The following is an 18,588-nucleotide window of genomic DNA, read 5'->3' on the forward strand; positions in this document are numbered from 1 at the left end:
ACTGTGGATCTCTGGCGCGGACGAATCCGGCCGCCAGGAGCAAATGCGCCAAACTTGGCCGTGAGGGACCTGGGGTCGTTGGTCACTGTGATGAGAGGCCGGATCCTCGCCGCCGCTTAGAATGCTTCAGCGCAATCTGCTGGCACGCCGCGGCTGGGGTGCCTCTGGCTGCAACGATCCGACAGGCTTCCTCCAAGGTCATATCGCAGGCGCTCGTCATGCCCTGTAGGGCACCAAGGGCTCGGTTATATTCTGGAAGATTGGTGCAGCCAGGGCCGCCGCCACCCTGGCCGAAAGCCGCCATGGGCGACGCAATAGTCGTCGCCAGAGCAAATAGAGCTGCGCCAGTCTTGACCGACAATGTATATTTCCTCGAGGCCACACATGGAAACCGTTGTCGGGACAGGACGTTCCTGGCTGTCTTCGACGCATGTGCTTCCGATTTCGGGACCGATTGGCGGTGGGGCATTGAGCCCGCGCTAACTAGCAGCCGGTATCCTTACTTAAGAGCCGCGTTGCGTATCAGGCTCGACCCGCTGGTGAGATCGTCGACATCCCCCGTCGACCCGTGATCAGATCGGGCGTCGGGGTCGAGCTCGATGCCATCGATGCGGCTATGATCGTCCTAGATGGCGAAGGCCGTGGCACCTGACGCCGCACCGCTCTGCTCGAATTTGGCGGCAGATCCTAGATTTATGCGGCTCCTGCCTGCCCCGTATGAGACCCGCGTGTTCCATTTTGCCCTGCTCGCCTTCGTGCTCGTGTTTCTTGCCCCAATCGCTGCGTCGGCGGCTTTCTATTATCTGAGGAATGACATCGCCGATTGGCGAACGGCTGATCGGTCGAGTGCAGGGCTGCTGCCGCCTGCAGCGAAGCATCCCGAGGCCGACGTGCGGGTGTTTTCGGCTCGAACCGTAAGCTGGCGCGGCATCAACGTCAGTCACAGTTGGATCGTCGTGAAGGGCGCCGACGATCGCGCCTATCAGCGATTTGAATACACGGCTTGAGGCATGCCGATTTGGATCGACCGGTTCGTCCCGGACGGGCACTGGTTCGGTAGCGCGCCGGACGTGGTCTTCACGGATGCTGCCGTCGATGAAGGCGACCATCGCCTACTACCGCTATTTCAAGATCGACGACTATCAGCTCTGCCCGGGCCCGAACTCGAACACGTTCGTGGCCGCGGTGATGAGTTCAGTGCCCGAGATGCGGGCGAGCCTGCCGGCGACAGCGATCGGCAAGGACTACCCCTATGACGGCCGCTGAATCGGCTCGACTCCGTCAAGGACTGGCTTTCGGGTCAATCTCGGCGGCTATTTCGGGCTGACGATCGGCTGGATTGAAGGGCTGGAATTTAACATCATTGGAGCGGTTGCAGGCCTCGATTTCCGCCGTCCCGGCCTCAAGCTTCCCGGGCTTGGTCGCATCGGCATCTGACAAGAAACGTCGAGCTTAAGGACATCCCGCAGATCCTGATTGGCTAAGGCGCGATTGCGCTACGCTGATCAGCTACGCTCAAAGTGAGGACTGCAGGGGACGCTCTTCCATCGCAGCGAGAAAGCCGAGGGCCAGAAGGAGGCCGACGCTCGCTGCCAGAAATACCCAGCGGAAGGCTCCGGCGAGGAGGGCGGCGTTCGTGCCGTGTATCAGGCTCCCGATGTCGTGCCCCGCCCCGACGTCGCCTCCCATTGTGCTGCCAAGCACGATCGTGCCGAAGACGGCGACGATCAGCGCGCCCCCCAGCGACCGGAAGAAGTTCATCGCTGCGGTGGCGATACCGAGCTGATGACGCTCCACGGTGTTCTGGATGGCGATGGTCGAGAGCGGCAGAACCGTGCCGATACCGATGGACAGGAGTACGAACAGCCCTTCCATGAGCCAGAGCGGCAGCCTGTCCCCTTGAGCCGCGATGATCATGCAGCAGGCGAGGCTCGTCGCCATCATCGCGAGGGGCGCGCGCTTGTAGTGCTTGAAATACATCATCGATCGGCTCGACAGCGTGGCGCCGATCACCGTGCCGACCATGAGCGGCACCATCGCCATGCCGGACTGGCTCGGGTTGAGCCCGATCACACCCTCGAGGAAGATCGGCACATAGATCGTGAGCCCGATCAGCGTTCCCATCGCAAAGCAGGCACTGAGCGTCGCGCTGTAGACCACCTGGTCCTTCAACACGTCCAGAGGGATCAACGGCTCCGAGACCGTGAGCAGGCGCACCACGAAGCCGGCGCTGATGAGCGCGGACAGCACGAGCAATCCCAGGACGGGCGCCGAAACCCAGGGATAGCGCACGCCGCCCCAGTTCAATGCCAGCATCAGACCGCTCGATCCCAGCACGAGCAGGACGGCTCCCAGATAGTCCAACCGATGCTGGCGCTCGTTGCGCGGCAGAAGCTTCAGCTTCGAATTGGTGAGAAGGTAGGCGACGACGCCGATCGGCAGATTGATCCAGAAAATCGCGGACCAGTGCAGGTGCTGGGCGAGGAAGCCGCCAAGCAGGGGACCGGCGAGCGACGAGACCACGAAGACGCTCGCCACATAGACCTGATAGCGCGCCCGCTCCTTCGGCGAGAGAATGTCGGCCAGGATGGTCTGGGCCAGGGCGATCAGGCCACCGCCGCCGGCGCCCTGGAGGCCTCGAGCCAGCGCTAGGGTCACCATCGTCGGGGCAAGCGCGCAGGCTAGCGAACCGATGCTGAAGATCGCGATGGCGATCAGCAGCATGACGCGTCGCCCGTGAATGTCGCTCAGCTTGCCGTAGAGGGGCGTCACGGCCGTCGACGCCAGCAAATAGGCGGTCACGATCCAGGGCAGGTTCTCTGCGTCACCGAGTTCCCGCCCGATGGTCGGCATGGCCGTGGCGACGATCGTCTGGTCGAGGGCCGCGAGCAGCATCGCCGCGATCAAGCCGAACAGGATCGAACGGATCTCGGCCGGGCTCAGGCTTACGCGGGGCGGAAGGGTTTGTGGGGCGTTCAAACGCGATAAACCTTAGGATGACTGACACGACAGTCGAGCATGGCGGCCACTGTCGACATGTGGGAGTTCTCAAAGCTGGCAGCAGGATGCCAAGCTATAGCCACTGGGTCCTTTTGAGAGAGTGGTGAGATCGTGATCGACAAACTCGCTCCTGCACTGAACGCGGTGAACACCGACGTGATTGACACGAAGGAGAAGGCCGCTTTCGTCTACCGGGCGCTCACGCGGCGCTACGGAATCGACTGGGCCGCCAGAGCGCCTGATGTCGCTCGCGATCGGCTTCGGACCTGCGAGGCATTGCTGACCAAGAAGGAACGGCGCGAGGCGCTGGCAATGCTGTGAGGCACGAAGAAATGGACCCTGCCGATTACCCGATCTACGTGAAGTTGAGGCCAAACGGCAGGGCCTGAAACCCGTCGAGTTCGCTGCCCCCTACGCGACTACTCCGCTGCCTCGACTCCGACCATCAACACGGTGGCGTTGAGACGGGCGCGGTCGAGACCCTTTATGACGTAGTGGTCGTCCCGCCGAACGACGTGCACCGGCACCGGACTGGGCTCCGTGGACATCATATTGCCTCGCACGGCCCGCTCGAGCTGAGACCGCACAGCTCCGTCTGCAAGGACCGTGAGACCGCCAACGGCTGCAATCATCAGGATACTGCGCGCGAGGATCGAGGAGAGGGTGAGCATCGTGTGATCCTGGGCCTACCGGAACCGTAGCAGAGCCGTCAGAAGCAAGATGCAGCAGGGCAGACACAGCGCGAGGGCGAGGAGCAACATAGCCAACGAATGACGAAGACGAAGCAGGTGCATCCGGTCTCGGGTCCTCGGCTTACCAAGGAACCGGCTGTCCCGCGTAGTCGAGAAAGACACATCCGGACTGCCCAAGGTGGCCTTCCAGAACGGCGACGATGCCCCGAGCGCTGGTCTCGACGTCGAGTGTCGCCCGTCGGCCACCGAGATCCGTGCGAACCCATCCGGGATGCATCAGCAGGACACCCCAGTGCGCTTTCGGATGCTGGCCCACGAACGAGCGGGCAACGGTGTTGAGTGCCGCCTTGCTCGCTCGGTAGCCGCCCCAACCGCCGCCGCGGTTCAGCGACACTGAGCCGAGCTTCGATGTCATCAGGACGATGAGCCCACCGGGTGCGACGCGTTTCTGAAACGCTTCGGCGAAACGGATCGGGCTGATGGCGTTCGTCTGGAACATCGCGCCGGCTACCGCGCGCGGTAGGGCGGTGACCGGTGTGCCGGCTTGCGTGGCGACCCCTGCCACAACGAAGACGATATCGAAGTCCGGCGCATCCGCGAGGGCCACCCGCAGTGCCGTCACGGCCTCGTCGTCGTCGATGTCCACCCCCGCCTCGATCCGTAGACGCCCCCTGGCAGCTAAATTCGCCAGGGCAGCGGACGGTCGGCGCACGGTGGCGGTGACGTCCCAGTCGCGTTCGAGAAACCTGGCGACGAGCCCGAGGCCGAGGCCACGGGACGCGCCGACCACCAGCACCCTGCGTGCGCTCATGTCGTCTGGCTGCTTCGCATTGCGCCCCGATCGCCCGGCTCGGCCGGCCCATGTTAGCGTTCGGCCCGCAGGCTCCCGAGGAAGCGCCGAGCGATGTCCCGCACCGCCTCGTCGTCCTTCTCCTCGCCGTGGGCCTTGTCCCAGAGGTGGTCGAGGCTGCCGTCGAGATCATCCAGCAGATCGGGGTGGCGCTGCGCAACAAATCGGATCGTGCCGAACAGCAGATGCTCGATCGCCATCTCGCGGCGACGCGCATCGATGATCTGGTCGGAGGCGGACGTGGGGGTTTGATCGGACATGGCTGCACAACCGCAGCCGCTGGTCCGAGGTTCGAACAAGCCGGGTGCCGTGAGTGCCGCACCCGCCTTCGCCGATGCGCTGAGGAACACTGAGGCGACGAAGGGCCGGTGCATGGCCGTCGGATGACGGGCGCCGTCGAGCAAAGCAGTAGGTTGTTAGATCATATCCTCGACCCGGATCGGAAGGCTGCGAATGCGGCGCCCGGTGGCATGATGCACGGCATTGGCGATGGCTGCGTTGACCCCGATGATGCCGAGCTCGCCGAGGCCCTTCACGCCGAGCGGGTTCACGATCTCGTCTGGGTCCGGCACGAGCACGGCCTCGACCGCCTCGACGTCCGCCGAAGTGGGAACGAGATACTCGGCAAGGTCCGCGTTCCGGTAGGTCGCGCCGTCAAGGACGGTCTCCTCGAGCAACGCCGAGCCGAGCCCCCAGATCATGCCGCCGACGAGCTGACTTCTAGCGGTGAGCGGGTTGAGAACCCGACCTGCTGCAAAAGCCCCTGTCAGACGCGCGACCCGGATCTCGCCGGTCTCGCCATGGACGTGCACCTCCGCGAACTGTGCCCCGAAGCCCCAGGACAGGGCATCGCCGCCGAGGGACAGGCCGATTCGCCCGGCGCGCAACGATTCGAGCGCCTTCTCCGGTGCGCCAGCCGGCACGAACTCGGCGAGGGTCTCTGCACCGGCAGGTCCGACCAGGGCAGCCGCTTCGCCGAGCGGCACGGCGCGGCCATCTTCTGCCAGCAGCCGGCCTTCAGAGACCCGCAGGCCGTTCGGATCGTAGCCTTCGAACGACCATCCCGTAGCGGTCGCCGCCTGCGCGAGCCTAGTCCGGAGCTGATCACAGCCGAGCGCTAGCGTGCTCATCAAGCTCGTTGTGGTGCTGGATCCCCCCGAGAGGCTCGACGGCGGCAGATCGCTATCGCCGAGCAGCACCCTTACGCGCCCGACCGGCACGCCCAGCCATTCGCTGACGCCCATGGCGAGCAGCGTGGTGATGCCGTTGCCGATCTCGTGATGGGCGGTCGCAACCTCCACGGAGCCGTCCGGGAGCAATCGCAGCCGCATTGTCGCCGCGGCGGACTTCACCGGCCGCACGGACGATGCGCAGCCGAGACCGACTTGCCAGGGCCCATCGCGTAGCGACCTGGGCTCTATCGAGCGACGTTCCCAGCCGAAGGCGGCTGCACCCGCATCGAAGCAGGCCATTAGCGGCCGGCTCGAAAACGGCTTGTCCGTCACCGGGTCTCGAGCCGTGTCGTTGCGTCGGCGCAGTTCGATCGGATCGACGCCAAGCAGCAACGCCATCTCGTCGACGGCGGATTCGAGGGCGAACAGGTAGGGCACCTCCGGTGGCGCTCGCATCGGACCTGGGGTGTTGCGATCGACCCGGACCGCCCGCTCCTCGGTGCGGATCGCCGGGCAGGCATAAAGGCTGGCTGTGACATCCGTCCCCTCCATCATGAAAGGGTCGAAGCGCGACGTTACGACCTCCGCCTCATGGACGAGGGCCGTGAACCGCCCGTCGCGGTCGGCGGCCAGCCGGATGTCGTGGCGCGATTCCGGTCGGTAGTTCGCGATGGTGAAGCATTGGCGACGCGTCGGCACCAGCGAGACCGCGCGGCCCAGGCGCTTCGCCGCGAGCGCGACCAGAGCGGTGTGCTGAGACAGGGCAAACTTCGATCCGAAGTGCCCACCGATCAGACCCGAGACCACCCGAATGTTCATTGGGTCCATGCCGAGCTGTGCGGCGAGCCCGTGCTGGACGGCGCCGATGTAGCGGGTCGGTTCATGCACGGTCAGCCTCTCGCCATCCCAGGCGCAGCGGGTGGTGAACAACTCGATCGGGTTGTGATGCTGGATCGGGGTCTCGTAGCGCGCTGCAACCTGTGCAGCTGCTGCTGTCCAGGCCGCCTCGGGATCGCCGACTGATACCTCCTCGTGATGCTGTTTGAGATCGGCGAGCCGCACGGTCTCGGCGCCGGGATCATCGAAGGTCCCGGACGCCGGCTCGGCCGCATAGCTCACAGCAACCAGTGCAGCGGCCTGTTCGGCAACCTCAAGCGTCCGCCCGATGACAAGCGCCACGATCTGACCGGCATAGGCGACGCGGTCCGACGACAGCGGTCGATGCGAACTGTTGGCGTAGCCGCCGTCCATGAGGTGCGCCACAGGAGCGACGGCCCCGGCGAAGTCGCGATGTGTGAAGATGCCAAGAACGCCTGGGACGCTCTCAGCCGCAGTGAGGTCGAAACCGGAGATGCGTCCCTTCGCGATGGCACTGGTGACGAGCGCGGCGTGAGCCACGGGCCCTTCGCGGGTATCGGAGGAATAGACTGCCGTTCCCGTGACCTTGGAACGCCCCTCAACTCGAACGTGCGGGCGGCCGAGCATGCCATCAGCGATCGTTGCAGACCCATCCATCGTGACGTCTTCCGTGAGCCAGATCGCTCACACGGCAATGACTGCCGATGCCGCTCGGGTCCGGTGCTAGATCGGATCGAAGGGGTGACATGGTGCTGCGCCAACCGGCTCTGCGTCACATCGACTATCGAGAGCGAGATCCCAACCTGCATGGCAGCGGCCGGATCGGACAAGACAGCAGTTCGACGCCCAGCCGGGCATCGTCGAGCCGCAAAGCGAGAAGGCTTCAGTCCAGCCCGACCGGAGGGCTGATGAGGCGATCTGCGATCGTTACCCCATCAGAGATTGATACCGCTCTGCAGACGCTACGGAACCGTAGCACCGTGCGAGCATGACCGGCTCCGCGCGGGACGGAGGCTCGCGTCACTTCGTGGGCAAGGTCCGTGCAGTGAGCTTGTTTCCATCGGGATCGCGAAGGTAAGCGACGAAAGATCGATTTGGGCGCTCTGCGGGCGGGCTCTCAATCGCTGTACCACCATGCTTGGTGCCGGCCATGTGCCACGCAAGAACATGGTCGCGGCTTGCAGCGACAATGCCAATCGTCCCACCGTTCGCTGCAGTGGCTGGATTCCCGTCTATCGGCTTCGTGATCATCAGCCGTCCGCCCTCGTGGGCATAGATCAGCCGACCGCGAGCATCCATCACGCCGGGATCGCCTCCCAGCGCGACAAACGTGGCGTCGTAGAATCCTTTGGCCTGCTCCAGGTCGTTGCTGCCGATCATGACGTGCGTGAACATACACATCTCCAAACAGGGACAGCCTGGGATAGCTGCTGTCTGGACTGGAAACGAGTGACTGACGGCGTCGGCGCGGCGGGCTGCAAGCATGCAGAAAACGCCCCGACATGAGCGCTGGCGGCCAGTTAAAATTTTGTGCGGCAGCAGGCGACTTGCATCGCCCCGGTAATGTGGCTCAGCGCCGGTTCGTAAGCCTAGAAGTTGCTTACCAGCCAAGGTACGAGGGCTGCAGTCCGCGCCCGCCTCTACCATGAGGGGGTCAGGTATAGCGGGCGCGGAAGGTCGGCGGCGAATCGTCGACATCTACACAATAGGCCGACTTGATCTCACTTGGAAGTTAGGAGGGTGACTTTACCTTCGGTATTTTTCCCAATTTGTTTGCTTACCAATCTTTTAATAACATCGGGCATCTTTCAGAAAAGAAATTCAGATTTCGGTGGGTGAAATTGCATCATTTTTCAGCTACTGCTGCGGAAACGTCCATGCCTCGATACATTTTTGACGTGAACGAAGGCGACTCTTCCGAGTGGAATGACGAAGACTTCGAATGCGGCAGTCGGGCCGATATTGAGCAACATGCCCGGAGACTGATTGAGGAGGCCGGCGCACGGCAGGCCGCTCGCGGTAGCGGAAGTCTCCCGTCAACTGTCGTTGTCTACGAAGAGGACGGCGAGATCGTCATGAGCGCCCATGGCTGGGCCACTGGTAGCGTCCGCGTCCTTTGGGCCCGCGGTTGGGAGCCGCGCTCCTGCAGTCACTCTACTCGTCGTCCCTTCAGACTGGCTGACCTTTGCGAGTAACTCGGGTATCTCAGTCATCTTTGACCAAGACGGCCGTCGGGCATCTCACAGCACTGCCGGCCTAGGCGCTCACGTCAGATCCAGCGCAGCGCGCAGCGGAAGATAGGCGAGCACCGCTCCCGTTTCGTCGGTGACCTCTACCGTTCAGCGTCCAATCGGGCGCCCGTTGCGAACTCTGTCAGCCAGGATGCAGCGTGCGCCTTCTAGGGCCTCTGCCCTTGCAGCATTGAGGTCCGGCAATTCGATCCCGTCCGCGTCCTCTATCGGCTCCGCCCCTTCGCGGATGTGCAAAAAATAGCGTGACATCGCGATACAATCGCGAACGGGCTGTGAGGTTTCTGTGAGATAGCCGACCGACCCGACGCCCAACCTAACCGGCAGACGCTGCACGCGATAAACGCCTAGCGCCAGAACCAACACGGATCGTCCGAGCTAGCAACGTATTTGCGAACCGTCGGCTGCCATACAAAACTCGTTGCCGTTCCAGAAAAATGGCAACTTTTTTGCCACTTTGGCCCATAAGGACTTTGCAGACCCTGGTGGGTAACAGTTAGCTGGATCAGCGAGGCATATATGCCAGTGCCACCAAACGATGCTGAAGAAACGCTGTTCCTTATCCAGCAAGCAAGAAACTGCCTTGGTGAAGGCGGTAGTTTCCGCCTTCATGTCTTGATCGAAATGATTCTTATAGAGCTACAGAGAGAAGTAATTAAATCTCTTCAACTTGACACGCCATCCGAACCTTCAAAGTGATAGCGCCAGTCGCAATGCGGACACTCAAGACGAGCATTGCGTCTTTGGCATCCTCGGCTTCCGCGGCCAAGAGCGCCGCAATGACGCGCAGGGCTTCAGATTTCATGTCCGCGCAGCCTTTCAGTTCGCGTCCGATTTCATCGCGATGCTCGGTGCCGTCGTTCACGTCGAAGAAGTAGCGCGGCATCGTTACACCATGGCTCTGAACCTTCAGGCGCGTAGACCTGCACGGTCGGCCAACTCCATTAATCCATATTAGTTTCGCGCATGGCTGTCTTGCATGGCATGCGTCCAAGGCTTGGCAATTTGCCGCGTCTCTCAAGGCACCTTTGCACCGCAGCGGTCTTCGCTCGCGGGGCTCTTTCGTTCGGATACTCTGCGCGCCGATCAATCGGCTATCGTGGTATCTCTATGTTGAAAACGAGCCGGACCTTCATCACAACTACGCCGGGCGCGGTCCAAGTGATAACGTTAAGCGCGCCGCCATCACTGCCGAGCATTGCGGTGCGTGCTGCGAAACCGCTGGCAATCCGCGTTGCTTCTGTCTTGGCCGCCTCAAGGTCGGGCAACGTCTGGCCCAGGCTGTCGGTAATGTGAATGCCGTCGTGGATGTCAAAATAATAGTGAGGCAATGCGCGAATCCGGTCTTCAGGCGGGAGCACATCTGTCTCTTGTCGCGAGCGCCTGGGATACGGCCAGCAATACTACTGAATTAGGGCGGCTAGCTCAAATTGCGAAGCCTTGGTGCAATTGTCACGGAAGGCTATGGGATTCTGCTGTCTCGCCTCCTACCCTAGTTGAGTTTACTACCTAATTCCGCCAGAACGGTATTAGGTAGCAAATTCTCTCAAGTTAAAAAGCTCCTACTCCATACCGTTGGGTGGAATACCCCGAGCCTCGGACATAGCCCAACTCTACACGGTAGTAGGTCTTAGTCGACCTACTAGTAGGGAGACATATTAAGCATTCATTCGACCTACGATTCTGACGCAGGCTGATTATTCCAAAATCTAGAAACTTTTCCCCGCCTCGACCGTAATGATTCAGCCCGTTTCACGGGTGGTCATCTTATGAGCGCTGGCGGGGCTGGAAATGTCGAGTGAGCAGGCAGACGCTCAGAAAATAGGAGAACTAATCCAGCAAGCTAAAGATGCCTTGGGGCATCGTGGCAGCTTTCGCCTTAGGACTTTGCTGGAGATGACTCTGATAGAACTGATGAAAACAAGCGCTAAGTTTCCTCAACATGACAGGCCATCCGCACCTTCAGCGGAATAGCGCCATTTGCGTCCCGCACGCTAAGGACCAATGCGGTGTCTTTGGCGTTGTCGGCTTCGGCGGCCAAAAGCAGCGCGACAGTGCGGATAGCTTCAGCTCGAAGGGGTGCGCCGCTTTCTAAGACCCGCCCAACGTCGTCCTGCAGTTCAGCGCCGTCGTTCACATCGAAAAAGTAGCGAGGCATGGGACCGTCTTCCGGATGCAAGATCGCACAACAGTCGGGTATGCGACATTTCTCTTAGACTGTTTGGTTTCGTGACGTCTACCTATCGGTTGGTATGGCTCGTGCGCTGTGAGGCGCTGCTTCAAGCTCGCGTTGCCGCGGAGCGGCGCGGAAATCGTCGGCGTGAGCCTGAGACAATGCAGTCCGACCGAATGTCTGACAGGCACGGGCGCCCACCTAGCATTGAAGGGGACATATTCGGCGGTCTCGGAAAGACGCCGGCAAAACATCCGCTATTATACAGCAGTCCGATCTAATCTCGTTTGATGGCTCACATCTAAGTTTCCCGGGAAATTGAACTACTTATGGTATTTTTGGCCCTTGAAAATCACTATCCGCTGTGGATTCATTAATCCGAAATGCTCATGTGCAAGCCGCGCCGTAATTTGTCATTTTAGGTGAACTTAATTATGTATAGATATATATTCGATGTGAATGAAGGCGATGATGCCGAGTGGGAAGATGAAGATTTGGAGTGCAAAGACCGCTCCGAGATTGAGCGGCATGCTCTCATGCTAATCGAAGAAGCCTGTACGAGACAGGCAGTTCGCGGCGCAGAAAGTCTTCCCTCTACCGTTGTTGTTTATGAAGAGAATGGCGGAATCATCATGAGCGCCCACGGGTGGCTTAAAGGAGCCGTTCGCGTGCGTTGGGAATCGGACTTGCAGCCGCGCCGACAATACGATCCATCGCGCCGCCACATCGCGGCTGCCCTTCAACTTCGATGCGTAAGCCAGATCGAACCCGCCGTTTGATCGCGGGTGAGTTTGCCATCAGTTTGACGGCAATCAACTGGTGCGTCCGGATTTTACCGCAATCGAGAAACGCCTAGCGCCAGAACTCGCGCAACTCGTCTGGAGCCATGCCAGTCGCTGTCATCACGACGGTGCCGCAAGCGGCAAAGACCGCTATGCAAAACGGTGTCGGCTTGCCGGAATGCCTTGCGAGGAACCCCAGCAATCGTTGCTTGGCAGTTTGTTCGATCTCATAGCGATCCGCGCATTCGCTGCCGGTCTCGTCAAATTCCACAGCGCGATCGTTGTAATACTCAAAAAAATATCGAGGCATGGCGCTACCCCCGTGCTTTTTATTTCTGTCGGCCCTTTGCCAGTGGGTGCATTAGCACGCTCTTTCGCACGGCTCACTGGTACAGGCTTACTAGTGCAGCTCAATGATAGAGCCTTGCCGACCTTACGGCCCGCTGGCGTCAATGTGGTTGCATGTCGTCGGTCGGGCTCGCGATAGCTCGGGGCTGCGGCCGAGCGCGGCCTACTTCAGATAGCCCTTCGCCTTCAGGTGCTCGTTCGAGGCATCTCGTTCGAGGCGTGCAGCTTTAAGACGAGCCGTATTCTGATCCGCGGGGCTGGCCGTTGGCTCGGCGGCGCGGCCGCCGGCACGACCCTGCGTTTTGGCGAATGCTGCCTCGGCCGTCATTCGCTCTTTGCTCTGGTTGTCAGCCAAAACACGTTCCTCAGTTTGCCCCCTCGGGGCCTTCACGGTGGCGACACGCTCTTAACCGGCGGTCTCATCAGCTGATAGTTTCAATCTACGAATACCTTCGCACCGTCGGCGTTCAAGATGTCGCGCTGATCGGCGCACCATTGATCCTCGCCCACATCCGCGATCTCGCGTGACACCCGATCGCTTTCGTCACTGATGAGATTGGCCGCCGGCTGTGGCCCAAGCGCTCGATCGAGTGTTTGGCGGGCGGTCCGCGCCAACCCCTCGGAAAGCCGATCGTCCAGCGTGTAGAGCTTGCCGCAGTGAAGGACGATGCCGGCCTGGGCGCAGACAACGCGGGCGAGACCCACAACCTTCTCGTCTCTCTTCTCGTCTTGCGCCGGATCAGCGTGGCCGATCGCCGGCACGAGGATGAAGCCGAGTATCAGGCCGACCAGCATGCGCTTCATTTTAGATAGCCTTTCGCCTTCACGTGCTCGGTGAGCCAGCTAGTGCTTCTTATCGGCTTCCAACTCGGCAAATGCACCGATGCCATTCACTTGAGCAGCCTGGGCGAAAGCGGCGAGAGCGTCGTCGTCGGTCGTGAAAGTCTCATCCCAGACCGTTGAGCCGCCGTCGTGGTCGACGACCTCAAGCTGCCACGGATCGTTCGGAGCATCAGCAAATCGGTAGATAAAGACGATGACCGTGATGCCTTGTTGGGTCACACGGCCGCCAAGGGGAGAGAACTGAAGTTCGCGATCGGGTGTCGGTGCAGCCATTGTTCATCCAGCTCCATCGGTTCGAATCCCCCACCCGGAATTCGAACTTTACGACCACCTGGTGTCAAACCAGATGCGCCATCCCAGGCGACTACGCCCACCAGGGCATCGCTTAGCTCTTCGCCCATTCGTCTGGCTGAACGTCATCGAGATGGTAGAGCGCGACCTCCGGCTGAGGATAGAAAGGCTTCTGGCTCTGGACGATGTCGAGCGGCCAGGGCGAGCGATCGGACGGATCGCCCTCGATGCTGCGACGGTCCTTAGCCCAGTTGAGGGCGAAGCGCACGGCTGCGTCGAGGTCACTCGCCTCCTGATGCGGTGACATGAGCTTGTGAACGCCGTCGCCGGCATTGGAATTAGAGCCAGACCCAAGTCTTAGGCGCGGGTGCACAAACTCATTCTGCTGCCGAGCGTGTCTCTTTGATCACAGATTCGACGGTGAGATTTTGTATAAGTTATGACCAATACCAGTCGCTGTAGCGATATAAATTTTCCTTCGCTGCCGCAATCAAACACTAATTTGTAAAGCTGGTTCTAGGGTCGACGACAGCAATTGAAGTCGAAAGGCTTCGTTTCTCCATTAGATTATGAGAGAGCCAGGAAACTCGATATGTTAAAAATTCGATGTTCAGTAATATTTAGCGGCTTTGCTTATCTCCTAGTCGCCATGGCTGGTCCATCCGCTGCATTTGAGCGGGTGATCAACTCACAAGGAGAGTCGGTAATTGAGCTTAAAGCAAAGATTATTGCATATAACTTGGCTAAAAGGCAGGCGCCTAAAGGCGTTGATTTAAGAAATATAGAACAAAATTGCTATAAGCAAGAAGATAGATCCTACAAATGCGAGTCGAGCTATAGCTTCGAGGTTCCAGACGATGACGATGGTCAGAGCACTGCTGTAGCCAGTTATAATTATGGTCGCACCGAAAGTGACGAGCCAGTGCGTTCGCGAAGGAGAGCGGCAGCCGCACCTGTGCTTCCCAGCAAGCCTTCTCGCGTGAATCGCAGTGATCAGGACGCTTACGATAGCTATATGAGTTCGGATAGCGGGCAAGGAATACGGCGTGACGGAACGCTGCTACCCTCAACTCAATCCGAGCCTATCCAAAGTACAACATCAGTTTCGGATGAAGCTGATACCTTGGGCGCGGCTGCTTCGGGAGTTAAAGGATTGCTAGATTTTGCAACTGCTGCGTTGCCCTTAGCAACTGGAATAGCTGCACAGCGTAATGCACCGATCCCGCGGTCGACAAATAATAAAGATGTTCGCGGCATACCAAATTATGGTAGCAGTGGCATTAGTGGTGGCAAAAAATAGCAAGTAAATCCACGTCGAGTCTCGGCCCTGCCGGCCTAGGCGCTCACGACAGATCCAGCGCGGCACGCAAGGGAAGATAGGCGAGCACCGCTCCCGTTTCGTCAGTGACCTCTACCGTCCCACGGCCGATCGGTCGCCCGTTACGTACCCTATCAGCCAGGATGCAGCGTGCGCTTTCAAGCGCCTCTGCCCTGGCGGCTTCGAGGCTTGGAAGCTCCATTCCTTCCGCGTCCTCTATCAGCTCCGCCCCTTCGCGGATGTGCAGAAAATAGCGTGGCATCGCGATACAATCGCGTACGTGCTGTGAAGTTTCTGTGAGGTAGCCGACTGACCCGACGCACAACCTAACCGGCAGACTCTGCATGGGCCGGTGCAGGCAGGGTGAGCTTATTCCGTGCCGTCGTATCGATCGATGTAGCGAAGGCCGTCCCAGAGTTCGGCGCTTAATCCATTAGCCATACGGCAAGCAGACATTTTAGCCGAAGCGTCTTCAGTCACCAGCAGTGGAGTGATCGAATGCACTCGACCATTCCGATCAAAAAGCACGACCCGGTAGCTCGGGCGCTCGGCGCTATTGCTGCCCGGCAATGGGCCGTATTCGATCTCAGTCTGCTGCGGCATGGCGTAAACCTGTTCGGCGAATCAGCACCTCACAAAGCTTGAGCATGCGAGAGCGCTATGCCCTGCCGTTAGATTGCGCGCAATGCAGTTGGAGTACGGACCATAGCCCATCGCGCATCAGACGTCCGGCCCTTGGTGCATTTGCTCCATAAGGCCGGTGCAACGGTATTGTGCAGCCAGCTTCAGTCGATTGAAGGGAAATGCTCGATGAAGCGCAGGCCATCCCACAGCTCGACGGCATGCCCATCCACCATAGCCTGCGCAAAGCCGAGGGCTTCGTCGTCGTCGGCAGCATTCAAATTGCTGGTAAAAACGACCGAACCATCCGCCCGCAATAGCACCGCCCGGTAGTTCGCTGGTCGCCAAGGCTCCTCATACGATGCGGACATTAGTCGCCTCATCGGCTGCTTACGGGAGACCTATGCGGCCGGCGTAACCGGCACTCGCTCACGCTGCTTCGGCGGCTGTTCGATATTGAACACCAGGCGCACGTTCACCACTACCGAGTCCGGACCATCGCGGATAACGACGATCAACGCGCCGCCATCCCCGCCCATCATGGCCGGCCTCGTCGCGAAGCCCCCGGCAACTCTTATGGCCTCTGCCTTGGCGGCTTCTAGGCCAGGAAGATCCTGGCCAATCTCGTCAATGACGTGAATGCCGTCATGAATATCGAAAAAGTAATGGGGCACGGCAGACAGCCTGTTCATCCAGCCGTACGGCTCGCCGCCCCGGCTGAAGATTGGCCACCATTGCTAATGCATATGCACGCTATCTCTGCCTGCCTTTTGCGCGCACCGGCATCTCGGTGCGATATCCGACACTGAGCACCCTGGATGCATTTCCTTCATAGGGTTGGATTGATGCGTGGATCTGCGGAAAGGCGGGCGAAATTGACGCTGCGCCTTCTATTCCAATGTGAGGTACGAAGCGGCGCGTTGAACCCGTAGGACGACCAATGGCGCTGGACCCCCGCAGGCATCTGGATCGATTCGATACCAAGCTTGCCAAGCGAGCTGACCGCCAGAAATCCGCCGACGAGGTTTGGGCCGAAGTCGGCGATGAGCAGAAGCGTCGCGACGAGACCACCGTGCGATTGAAAGCAGCTCGGCTGGCGCGCGAGGCCGAAGCCCCCGTTGCACCAAATCAGCCCGAGCACGAAAAACCCCGCGAGCCGTGAAGCTGCGGGGCTAAAGTGAGAGCGGGAGGCTGTCCTCGCTTGAGGTTTGATAGGCGGAGGGGAGTTAACGAAGAGTCAATCGGGCTAGGACTTGATGGCCTCCGCAGGGAAAGCGAGGCTGAGGTCGTCGGAGAATTCATGAGGCATAGACGCCGTCAAAGAAAGCAAATCGCTTCGGATACGGTCTAGCTCTTCAATAGATTTATCAAATCCTGGGTAATTCGCATTGCGCCGTTTGTGAGCTTCGTCCATTGCAATCAAGTTGTTGGGCAAACCGAGAATTTTCTTGAGGCGTTGATGATTGTCCTTGTTGAAAAAGAATTCACTCTCTTCAATCGCTATTGACGCTTGGCGCCAGCTTCTCCACGTATCCTCATCGAAAGGCGGCTGATAGAGCGCCGCCTGAGATACCTTTTAAGCTGAAGAATAGGCCGCAAAGCGCAGATTAAATAAATCAAATTTTAGCTTGTTGCTTGCCGTCCGCGCCTGAGCTTCGGCCGTTGTGGCCTGACTGTGAGCGAAAATACTCGTAACAGTCACGGCCGCTATAGTGCCGATAACCGTTGCAAGCGGGCCGCCGAAATCCTTGAAAAAGCAGTAGATGCTCACGAGGCGTCAGTCCTTCGGCTTGCGGGCGGCGCGCTCTCGCTTGCCCACCACAGCTTCAACGGCCATCTTCACAAACCCACTGATCGACTCTTTGGGTAGCAGCAAGGCGCGGATGCGATTGAGCGTCTCCTTGGCGAACCGCGAGGTCGTTGTTATCGAAGACAACCGTCCGACGCACTGGCGCGACCTGCCTGAGCCGCCCGCGGCCCTGGAACCCTCCTCATGACCGAAGCGCCAGCATTCGGCATCTGGCAGCCGATCAAGACCGCGCCTAGGGACGGCACTCGCGTTCTTGTCGCGAGCGGCGAGAAAGTGAACGGCATCGGCCGCTACATCAATCGCCCGGGAGAGGTCTTTTGGGAGATGGACAGCGGAACGCTCATCCTGCTGGGCGCGACCCACTGGATGCCACTGCCGCCACCTCCGCCGAAAGCCAAATCGTCTTGGCCGCCCACGCCATGGTCCGAGTCTAGCCGGTAATACGCGACACCAAACTCGCCGCCTCCGCGAAGCAGACAGAGCGGATCGCGGCGCTGCGGTTTGAATAGGGCGGAGGGGCGGTGAGACGGAAAATGGCCCCCTAGATTAATACCGCATCGAACGCTGACGGCAGTAACCGCCGTTGTCCTGGAAGCCGGCTGGGCACCTGCGCACGCAAGCACCAGCGGCAAACTTCAGTGGTGGGCGACAGGTGTTGCTGAAACGCTTCTCACGGAACTGGTAAGACTGAGCCGGACCCGCTGAAGCAGTCGTGGCCTCACCGATCGGCAGGCCGATCAACAACAGGGCGGTCGCGGTGACCAATCGAACGTTGCTCACTTCAAATTTCCCTTCGCCTTCAGGTGCTCGACCGGGGCGGTGGCGGCAGATGTGAGACTTAGCGCCCCCTGTAGGCCCACCCAGCACCTACTCCCCCGGCGTCCAATCGATGTTCGGGCGCTGCGCCAGCATCCGGTCGAAATAGCCGGCGACGGCCTGGGCGCCCTCCGAGTGCATCATCGCGACGGGATGCGCGAGGTAGGCACGGGCAAGGTCGACGGGGATCCGGCCGGCCTGAAGCGCGCCCAACACCTCGTCGATGAAGGCATCGTTGGCCTCGTTGAAATCGCTCGACAGCTTCTTGCGGTCGTTGAGCGCTCTGATCGGCATGCCGTGATCCTACGTCTCGAGTGCGGAGTGCAGTGAGGGCACGTTGTCGTCGATCGATAGCGGCCACGTCATCGACTGCTTCCGATCTGCTTCCGCAAGCAACGAAAACGACGAAGGCCACCCGGAGGTGGCCTCTAAATCGTTCGTCTCAAAAGAGAAACTGGAGCGGGCGAAGGGATTCGAACCCTCGACCCCAACCTTGGCAAGGTTGCGGTCTCGAAATCGTCGACCTGTTGCTGGAGGGAGTAGATCCCGTCCTGTTCGAACCTGCATCTCTCAGCCAAGCTCGAAGCCGCAAGCTACTTAGCCCCTGCCCAAAACCGGACATCCCGGACTTCCACTAAGGGTCCAGGCCGTGTCAAAACTCGGGAATTGGGGCTTTTGCGGTCGGGTGACGTTCGGGTCTCGCGAGACTGGTCTGTTCATCGCGTCGAACGGGTTCTTACGGTCGGGAGACGGCCAGTTTTTGGT

General features: G+C 60.1%; 26 protein-coding genes and 1 pseudogene. 5 read left to right on the top strand and 22 right to left on the bottom strand.

Annotated elements, in window-relative coordinates; all coding sequences use genetic code 11:
• Window positions 1-695 precede the first annotated feature (695 nt).
• Window positions 696-1,437: pseudogene (locus FV217_RS13190) on the top strand (DUF3750 domain-containing protein).
• A 78-nt stretch (window positions 1,438-1,515) separates the two neighbouring features.
• Here the strand turns inward: FV217_RS13190 and FV217_RS13195 are convergent.
• A complete protein-coding gene (locus tag FV217_RS13195; RefSeq protein ID WP_238231180.1) occupies window positions 1,516-2,979 on the bottom strand; it encodes an MDR family MFS transporter in 1,464 nt (487 codons plus the stop codon).
• A 132-nt stretch (window positions 2,980-3,111) separates the two neighbouring features.
• Between FV217_RS13195 and FV217_RS13200 the strand changes: the two genes are divergently transcribed.
• Entirely contained in the window at window positions 3,112-3,321 is a 210-nt protein-coding gene (locus FV217_RS13200) for a hypothetical protein (RefSeq protein ID WP_147817639.1), read from the top strand.
• Window positions 3,322-3,419: 98 nt separating this feature from the next.
• Here the strand turns inward: FV217_RS13200 and FV217_RS13205 are convergent, their stop codons facing one another.
• The 8 genes from FV217_RS13205 to FV217_RS13240 form a co-directional block, all read right to left on the bottom strand.
• Complete coding sequence (locus tag FV217_RS13205; RefSeq protein ID WP_147817640.1) at window positions 3,420-3,671, bottom strand: hypothetical protein; 252 nt, start codon at window positions 3,669-3,671, stop codon at window positions 3,420-3,422.
• Window positions 3,672-3,813: 142 nt separating this feature from the next.
• The gene (locus tag FV217_RS13210; protein ID WP_147817641.1) at window positions 3,814-4,503 is read right to left on the bottom strand and encodes an SDR family NAD(P)-dependent oxidoreductase; all 690 of its coding nucleotides are present in this window, start codon (window positions 4,501-4,503) and stop codon (window positions 3,814-3,816) included.
• Between the two features lie 53 nt (window positions 4,504-4,556).
• Entirely contained in the window at window positions 4,557-4,916 is a 360-nt protein-coding gene (locus tag FV217_RS13215; protein ID WP_246682778.1) for a hypothetical protein, read from the bottom strand.
• Between the two features lie 42 nt (window positions 4,917-4,958).
• Window positions 4,959-7,229 carry a xanthine dehydrogenase family protein molybdopterin-binding subunit gene (locus FV217_RS13220; RefSeq protein ID WP_147817642.1) on the bottom strand — a complete coding sequence of 757 codons (2,271 nt, stop codon included), beginning with the start codon at window positions 7,227-7,229 and terminating at the stop codon, window positions 4,959-4,961.
• A 363-nt stretch (window positions 7,230-7,592) separates the two neighbouring features.
• Window positions 7,593-7,967: a VOC family protein gene (locus tag FV217_RS13225; protein ID WP_147817643.1), complete on the bottom strand. Its 375-nt coding sequence runs from the start codon at window positions 7,965-7,967 to the stop codon at window positions 7,593-7,595.
• Between the two features lie 1,509 nt (window positions 7,968-9,476).
• Window positions 9,477-9,707, bottom strand: a complete 231-nt coding sequence (locus FV217_RS13230) for a hypothetical protein (protein ID WP_147817644.1) — start codon at window positions 9,705-9,707, stop codon at window positions 9,477-9,479.
• A gap of 208 nt (window positions 9,708-9,915) precedes the next feature.
• The gene (locus tag FV217_RS13235; RefSeq protein WP_147817645.1) at window positions 9,916-10,182 is read right to left on the bottom strand and encodes a hypothetical protein; all 267 of its coding nucleotides are present in this window, start codon (window positions 10,180-10,182) and stop codon (window positions 9,916-9,918) included.
• A gap of 566 nt (window positions 10,183-10,748) precedes the next feature.
• Complete coding sequence (locus FV217_RS13240; protein ID WP_147817646.1) at window positions 10,749-10,979, bottom strand: hypothetical protein; 231 nt, start codon at window positions 10,977-10,979, stop codon at window positions 10,749-10,751.
• A 470-nt stretch (window positions 10,980-11,449) separates the two neighbouring features.
• Between FV217_RS13240 and FV217_RS13245 the strand changes: the two genes are divergently transcribed.
• The gene (locus tag FV217_RS13245; protein ID WP_147817647.1) at window positions 11,450-11,773 is read left to right on the top strand and encodes a hypothetical protein; all 324 of its coding nucleotides are present in this window, start codon (window positions 11,450-11,452) and stop codon (window positions 11,771-11,773) included.
• Between the two features lie 73 nt (window positions 11,774-11,846).
• Here FV217_RS13245 and FV217_RS13250 read toward each other — a convergent pair whose 3' ends face one another.
• The 5 genes from FV217_RS13250 to FV217_RS13270 all read right to left on the bottom strand — a co-directional run bounded on the left by FV217_RS13250 (window position 11,847) and on the right by FV217_RS13270 (window position 13,565).
• Window positions 11,847-12,086 (bottom strand): hypothetical protein, encoded by a 240-nt coding sequence (locus FV217_RS13250; RefSeq protein WP_187272545.1) that lies wholly within the window; start codon window positions 12,084-12,086, stop codon window positions 11,847-11,849.
• Window positions 12,087-12,287: 201 nt separating this feature from the next.
• Window positions 12,288-12,479 carry a hypothetical protein gene (locus FV217_RS13255; RefSeq protein ID WP_147817649.1) on the bottom strand — a complete coding sequence of 64 codons (192 nt, stop codon included), beginning with the start codon at window positions 12,477-12,479 and terminating at the stop codon, window positions 12,288-12,290.
• Between the two features lie 80 nt (window positions 12,480-12,559).
• Window positions 12,560-12,928 carry a hypothetical protein gene (locus tag FV217_RS13260; protein ID WP_147817650.1) on the bottom strand — a complete coding sequence of 123 codons (369 nt, stop codon included), beginning with the start codon at window positions 12,926-12,928 and terminating at the stop codon, window positions 12,560-12,562.
• A 39-nt stretch (window positions 12,929-12,967) separates the two neighbouring features.
• Window positions 12,968-13,240: a hypothetical protein gene (locus tag FV217_RS13265; protein ID WP_147817651.1), complete on the bottom strand. Its 273-nt coding sequence runs from the start codon at window positions 13,238-13,240 to the stop codon at window positions 12,968-12,970.
• Between the two features lie 112 nt (window positions 13,241-13,352).
• Entirely contained in the window at window positions 13,353-13,565 is a 213-nt protein-coding gene (locus FV217_RS13270) for a hypothetical protein (RefSeq protein ID WP_147817652.1), read from the bottom strand.
• A 228-nt stretch (window positions 13,566-13,793) separates the two neighbouring features.
• On the opposite strand from FV217_RS13270, the gene FV217_RS13275 reads away from it, so the two are divergent.
• The gene (locus FV217_RS13275) at window positions 13,794-14,558 is read left to right on the top strand and encodes a hypothetical protein (RefSeq protein WP_147817653.1); all 765 of its coding nucleotides are present in this window, start codon (window positions 13,794-13,796) and stop codon (window positions 14,556-14,558) included.
• 43 nt (window positions 14,559-14,601) lie between these two features.
• On the opposite strand, the gene FV217_RS13280 is transcribed toward FV217_RS13275, so the two are convergent.
• The 4 genes from FV217_RS13280 to FV217_RS13295 form a co-directional block, all read right to left on the bottom strand.
• Window positions 14,602-14,838 carry a hypothetical protein gene (locus FV217_RS13280; protein WP_147817654.1) on the bottom strand — a complete coding sequence of 79 codons (237 nt, stop codon included), beginning with the start codon at window positions 14,836-14,838 and terminating at the stop codon, window positions 14,602-14,604.
• 107 nt (window positions 14,839-14,945) lie between these two features.
• The gene (locus tag FV217_RS13285) at window positions 14,946-15,179 is read right to left on the bottom strand and encodes a hypothetical protein (RefSeq protein WP_147817655.1); all 234 of its coding nucleotides are present in this window, start codon (window positions 15,177-15,179) and stop codon (window positions 14,946-14,948) included.
• Between the two features lie 182 nt (window positions 15,180-15,361).
• Window positions 15,362-15,568, bottom strand: a complete 207-nt coding sequence (locus FV217_RS13290) for a hypothetical protein (protein ID WP_147817656.1) — start codon at window positions 15,566-15,568, stop codon at window positions 15,362-15,364.
• A gap of 30 nt (window positions 15,569-15,598) precedes the next feature.
• On the bottom strand, window positions 15,599-15,871 hold the full coding sequence (locus FV217_RS13295) for a hypothetical protein (RefSeq protein ID WP_187272546.1): 273 nt from the start codon (window positions 15,869-15,871) through the stop codon (window positions 15,599-15,601).
• A gap of 266 nt (window positions 15,872-16,137) precedes the next feature.
• On the opposite strand from FV217_RS13295, the gene FV217_RS13300 reads away from it, so the two are divergent.
• Window positions 16,138-16,359, top strand: a complete 222-nt coding sequence (locus FV217_RS13300; RefSeq protein ID WP_147817658.1) for a hypothetical protein — start codon at window positions 16,138-16,140, stop codon at window positions 16,357-16,359.
• Window positions 16,360-16,773: 414 nt separating this feature from the next.
• Here the strand turns inward: FV217_RS13300 and FV217_RS13305 are convergent, their stop codons facing one another.
• The 4 genes from FV217_RS13305 to FV217_RS13315 form a co-directional block, all read right to left on the bottom strand.
• Window positions 16,774-16,968: a hypothetical protein gene (locus FV217_RS13305; protein WP_147817659.1), complete on the bottom strand. Its 195-nt coding sequence runs from the start codon at window positions 16,966-16,968 to the stop codon at window positions 16,774-16,776.
• A 6-nt stretch (window positions 16,969-16,974) separates the two neighbouring features.
• On the bottom strand, window positions 16,975-17,370 hold the full coding sequence (locus FV217_RS22890) for a hypothetical protein (RefSeq protein WP_187272547.1): 396 nt from the start codon (window positions 17,368-17,370) through the stop codon (window positions 16,975-16,977).
• A 183-nt stretch (window positions 17,371-17,553) separates the two neighbouring features.
• Window positions 17,554-17,754: a hypothetical protein gene (locus tag FV217_RS23440; protein ID WP_238231496.1), complete on the bottom strand. Its 201-nt coding sequence runs from the start codon at window positions 17,752-17,754 to the stop codon at window positions 17,554-17,556.
• Between the two features lie 120 nt (window positions 17,755-17,874).
• Window positions 17,875-18,117: a hypothetical protein gene (locus FV217_RS13315; protein WP_147817660.1), complete on the bottom strand. Its 243-nt coding sequence runs from the start codon at window positions 18,115-18,117 to the stop codon at window positions 17,875-17,877.
• Window positions 18,118-18,588 lie beyond the last annotated feature (471 nt).

Origin of the sequence: Methylobacterium sp. WL9 (assembly GCF_008040035.1) — a bacterium.
Lineage (GTDB): Bacteria > Pseudomonadota > Alphaproteobacteria > Rhizobiales > Beijerinckiaceae > Methylobacterium > Methylobacterium thuringiense.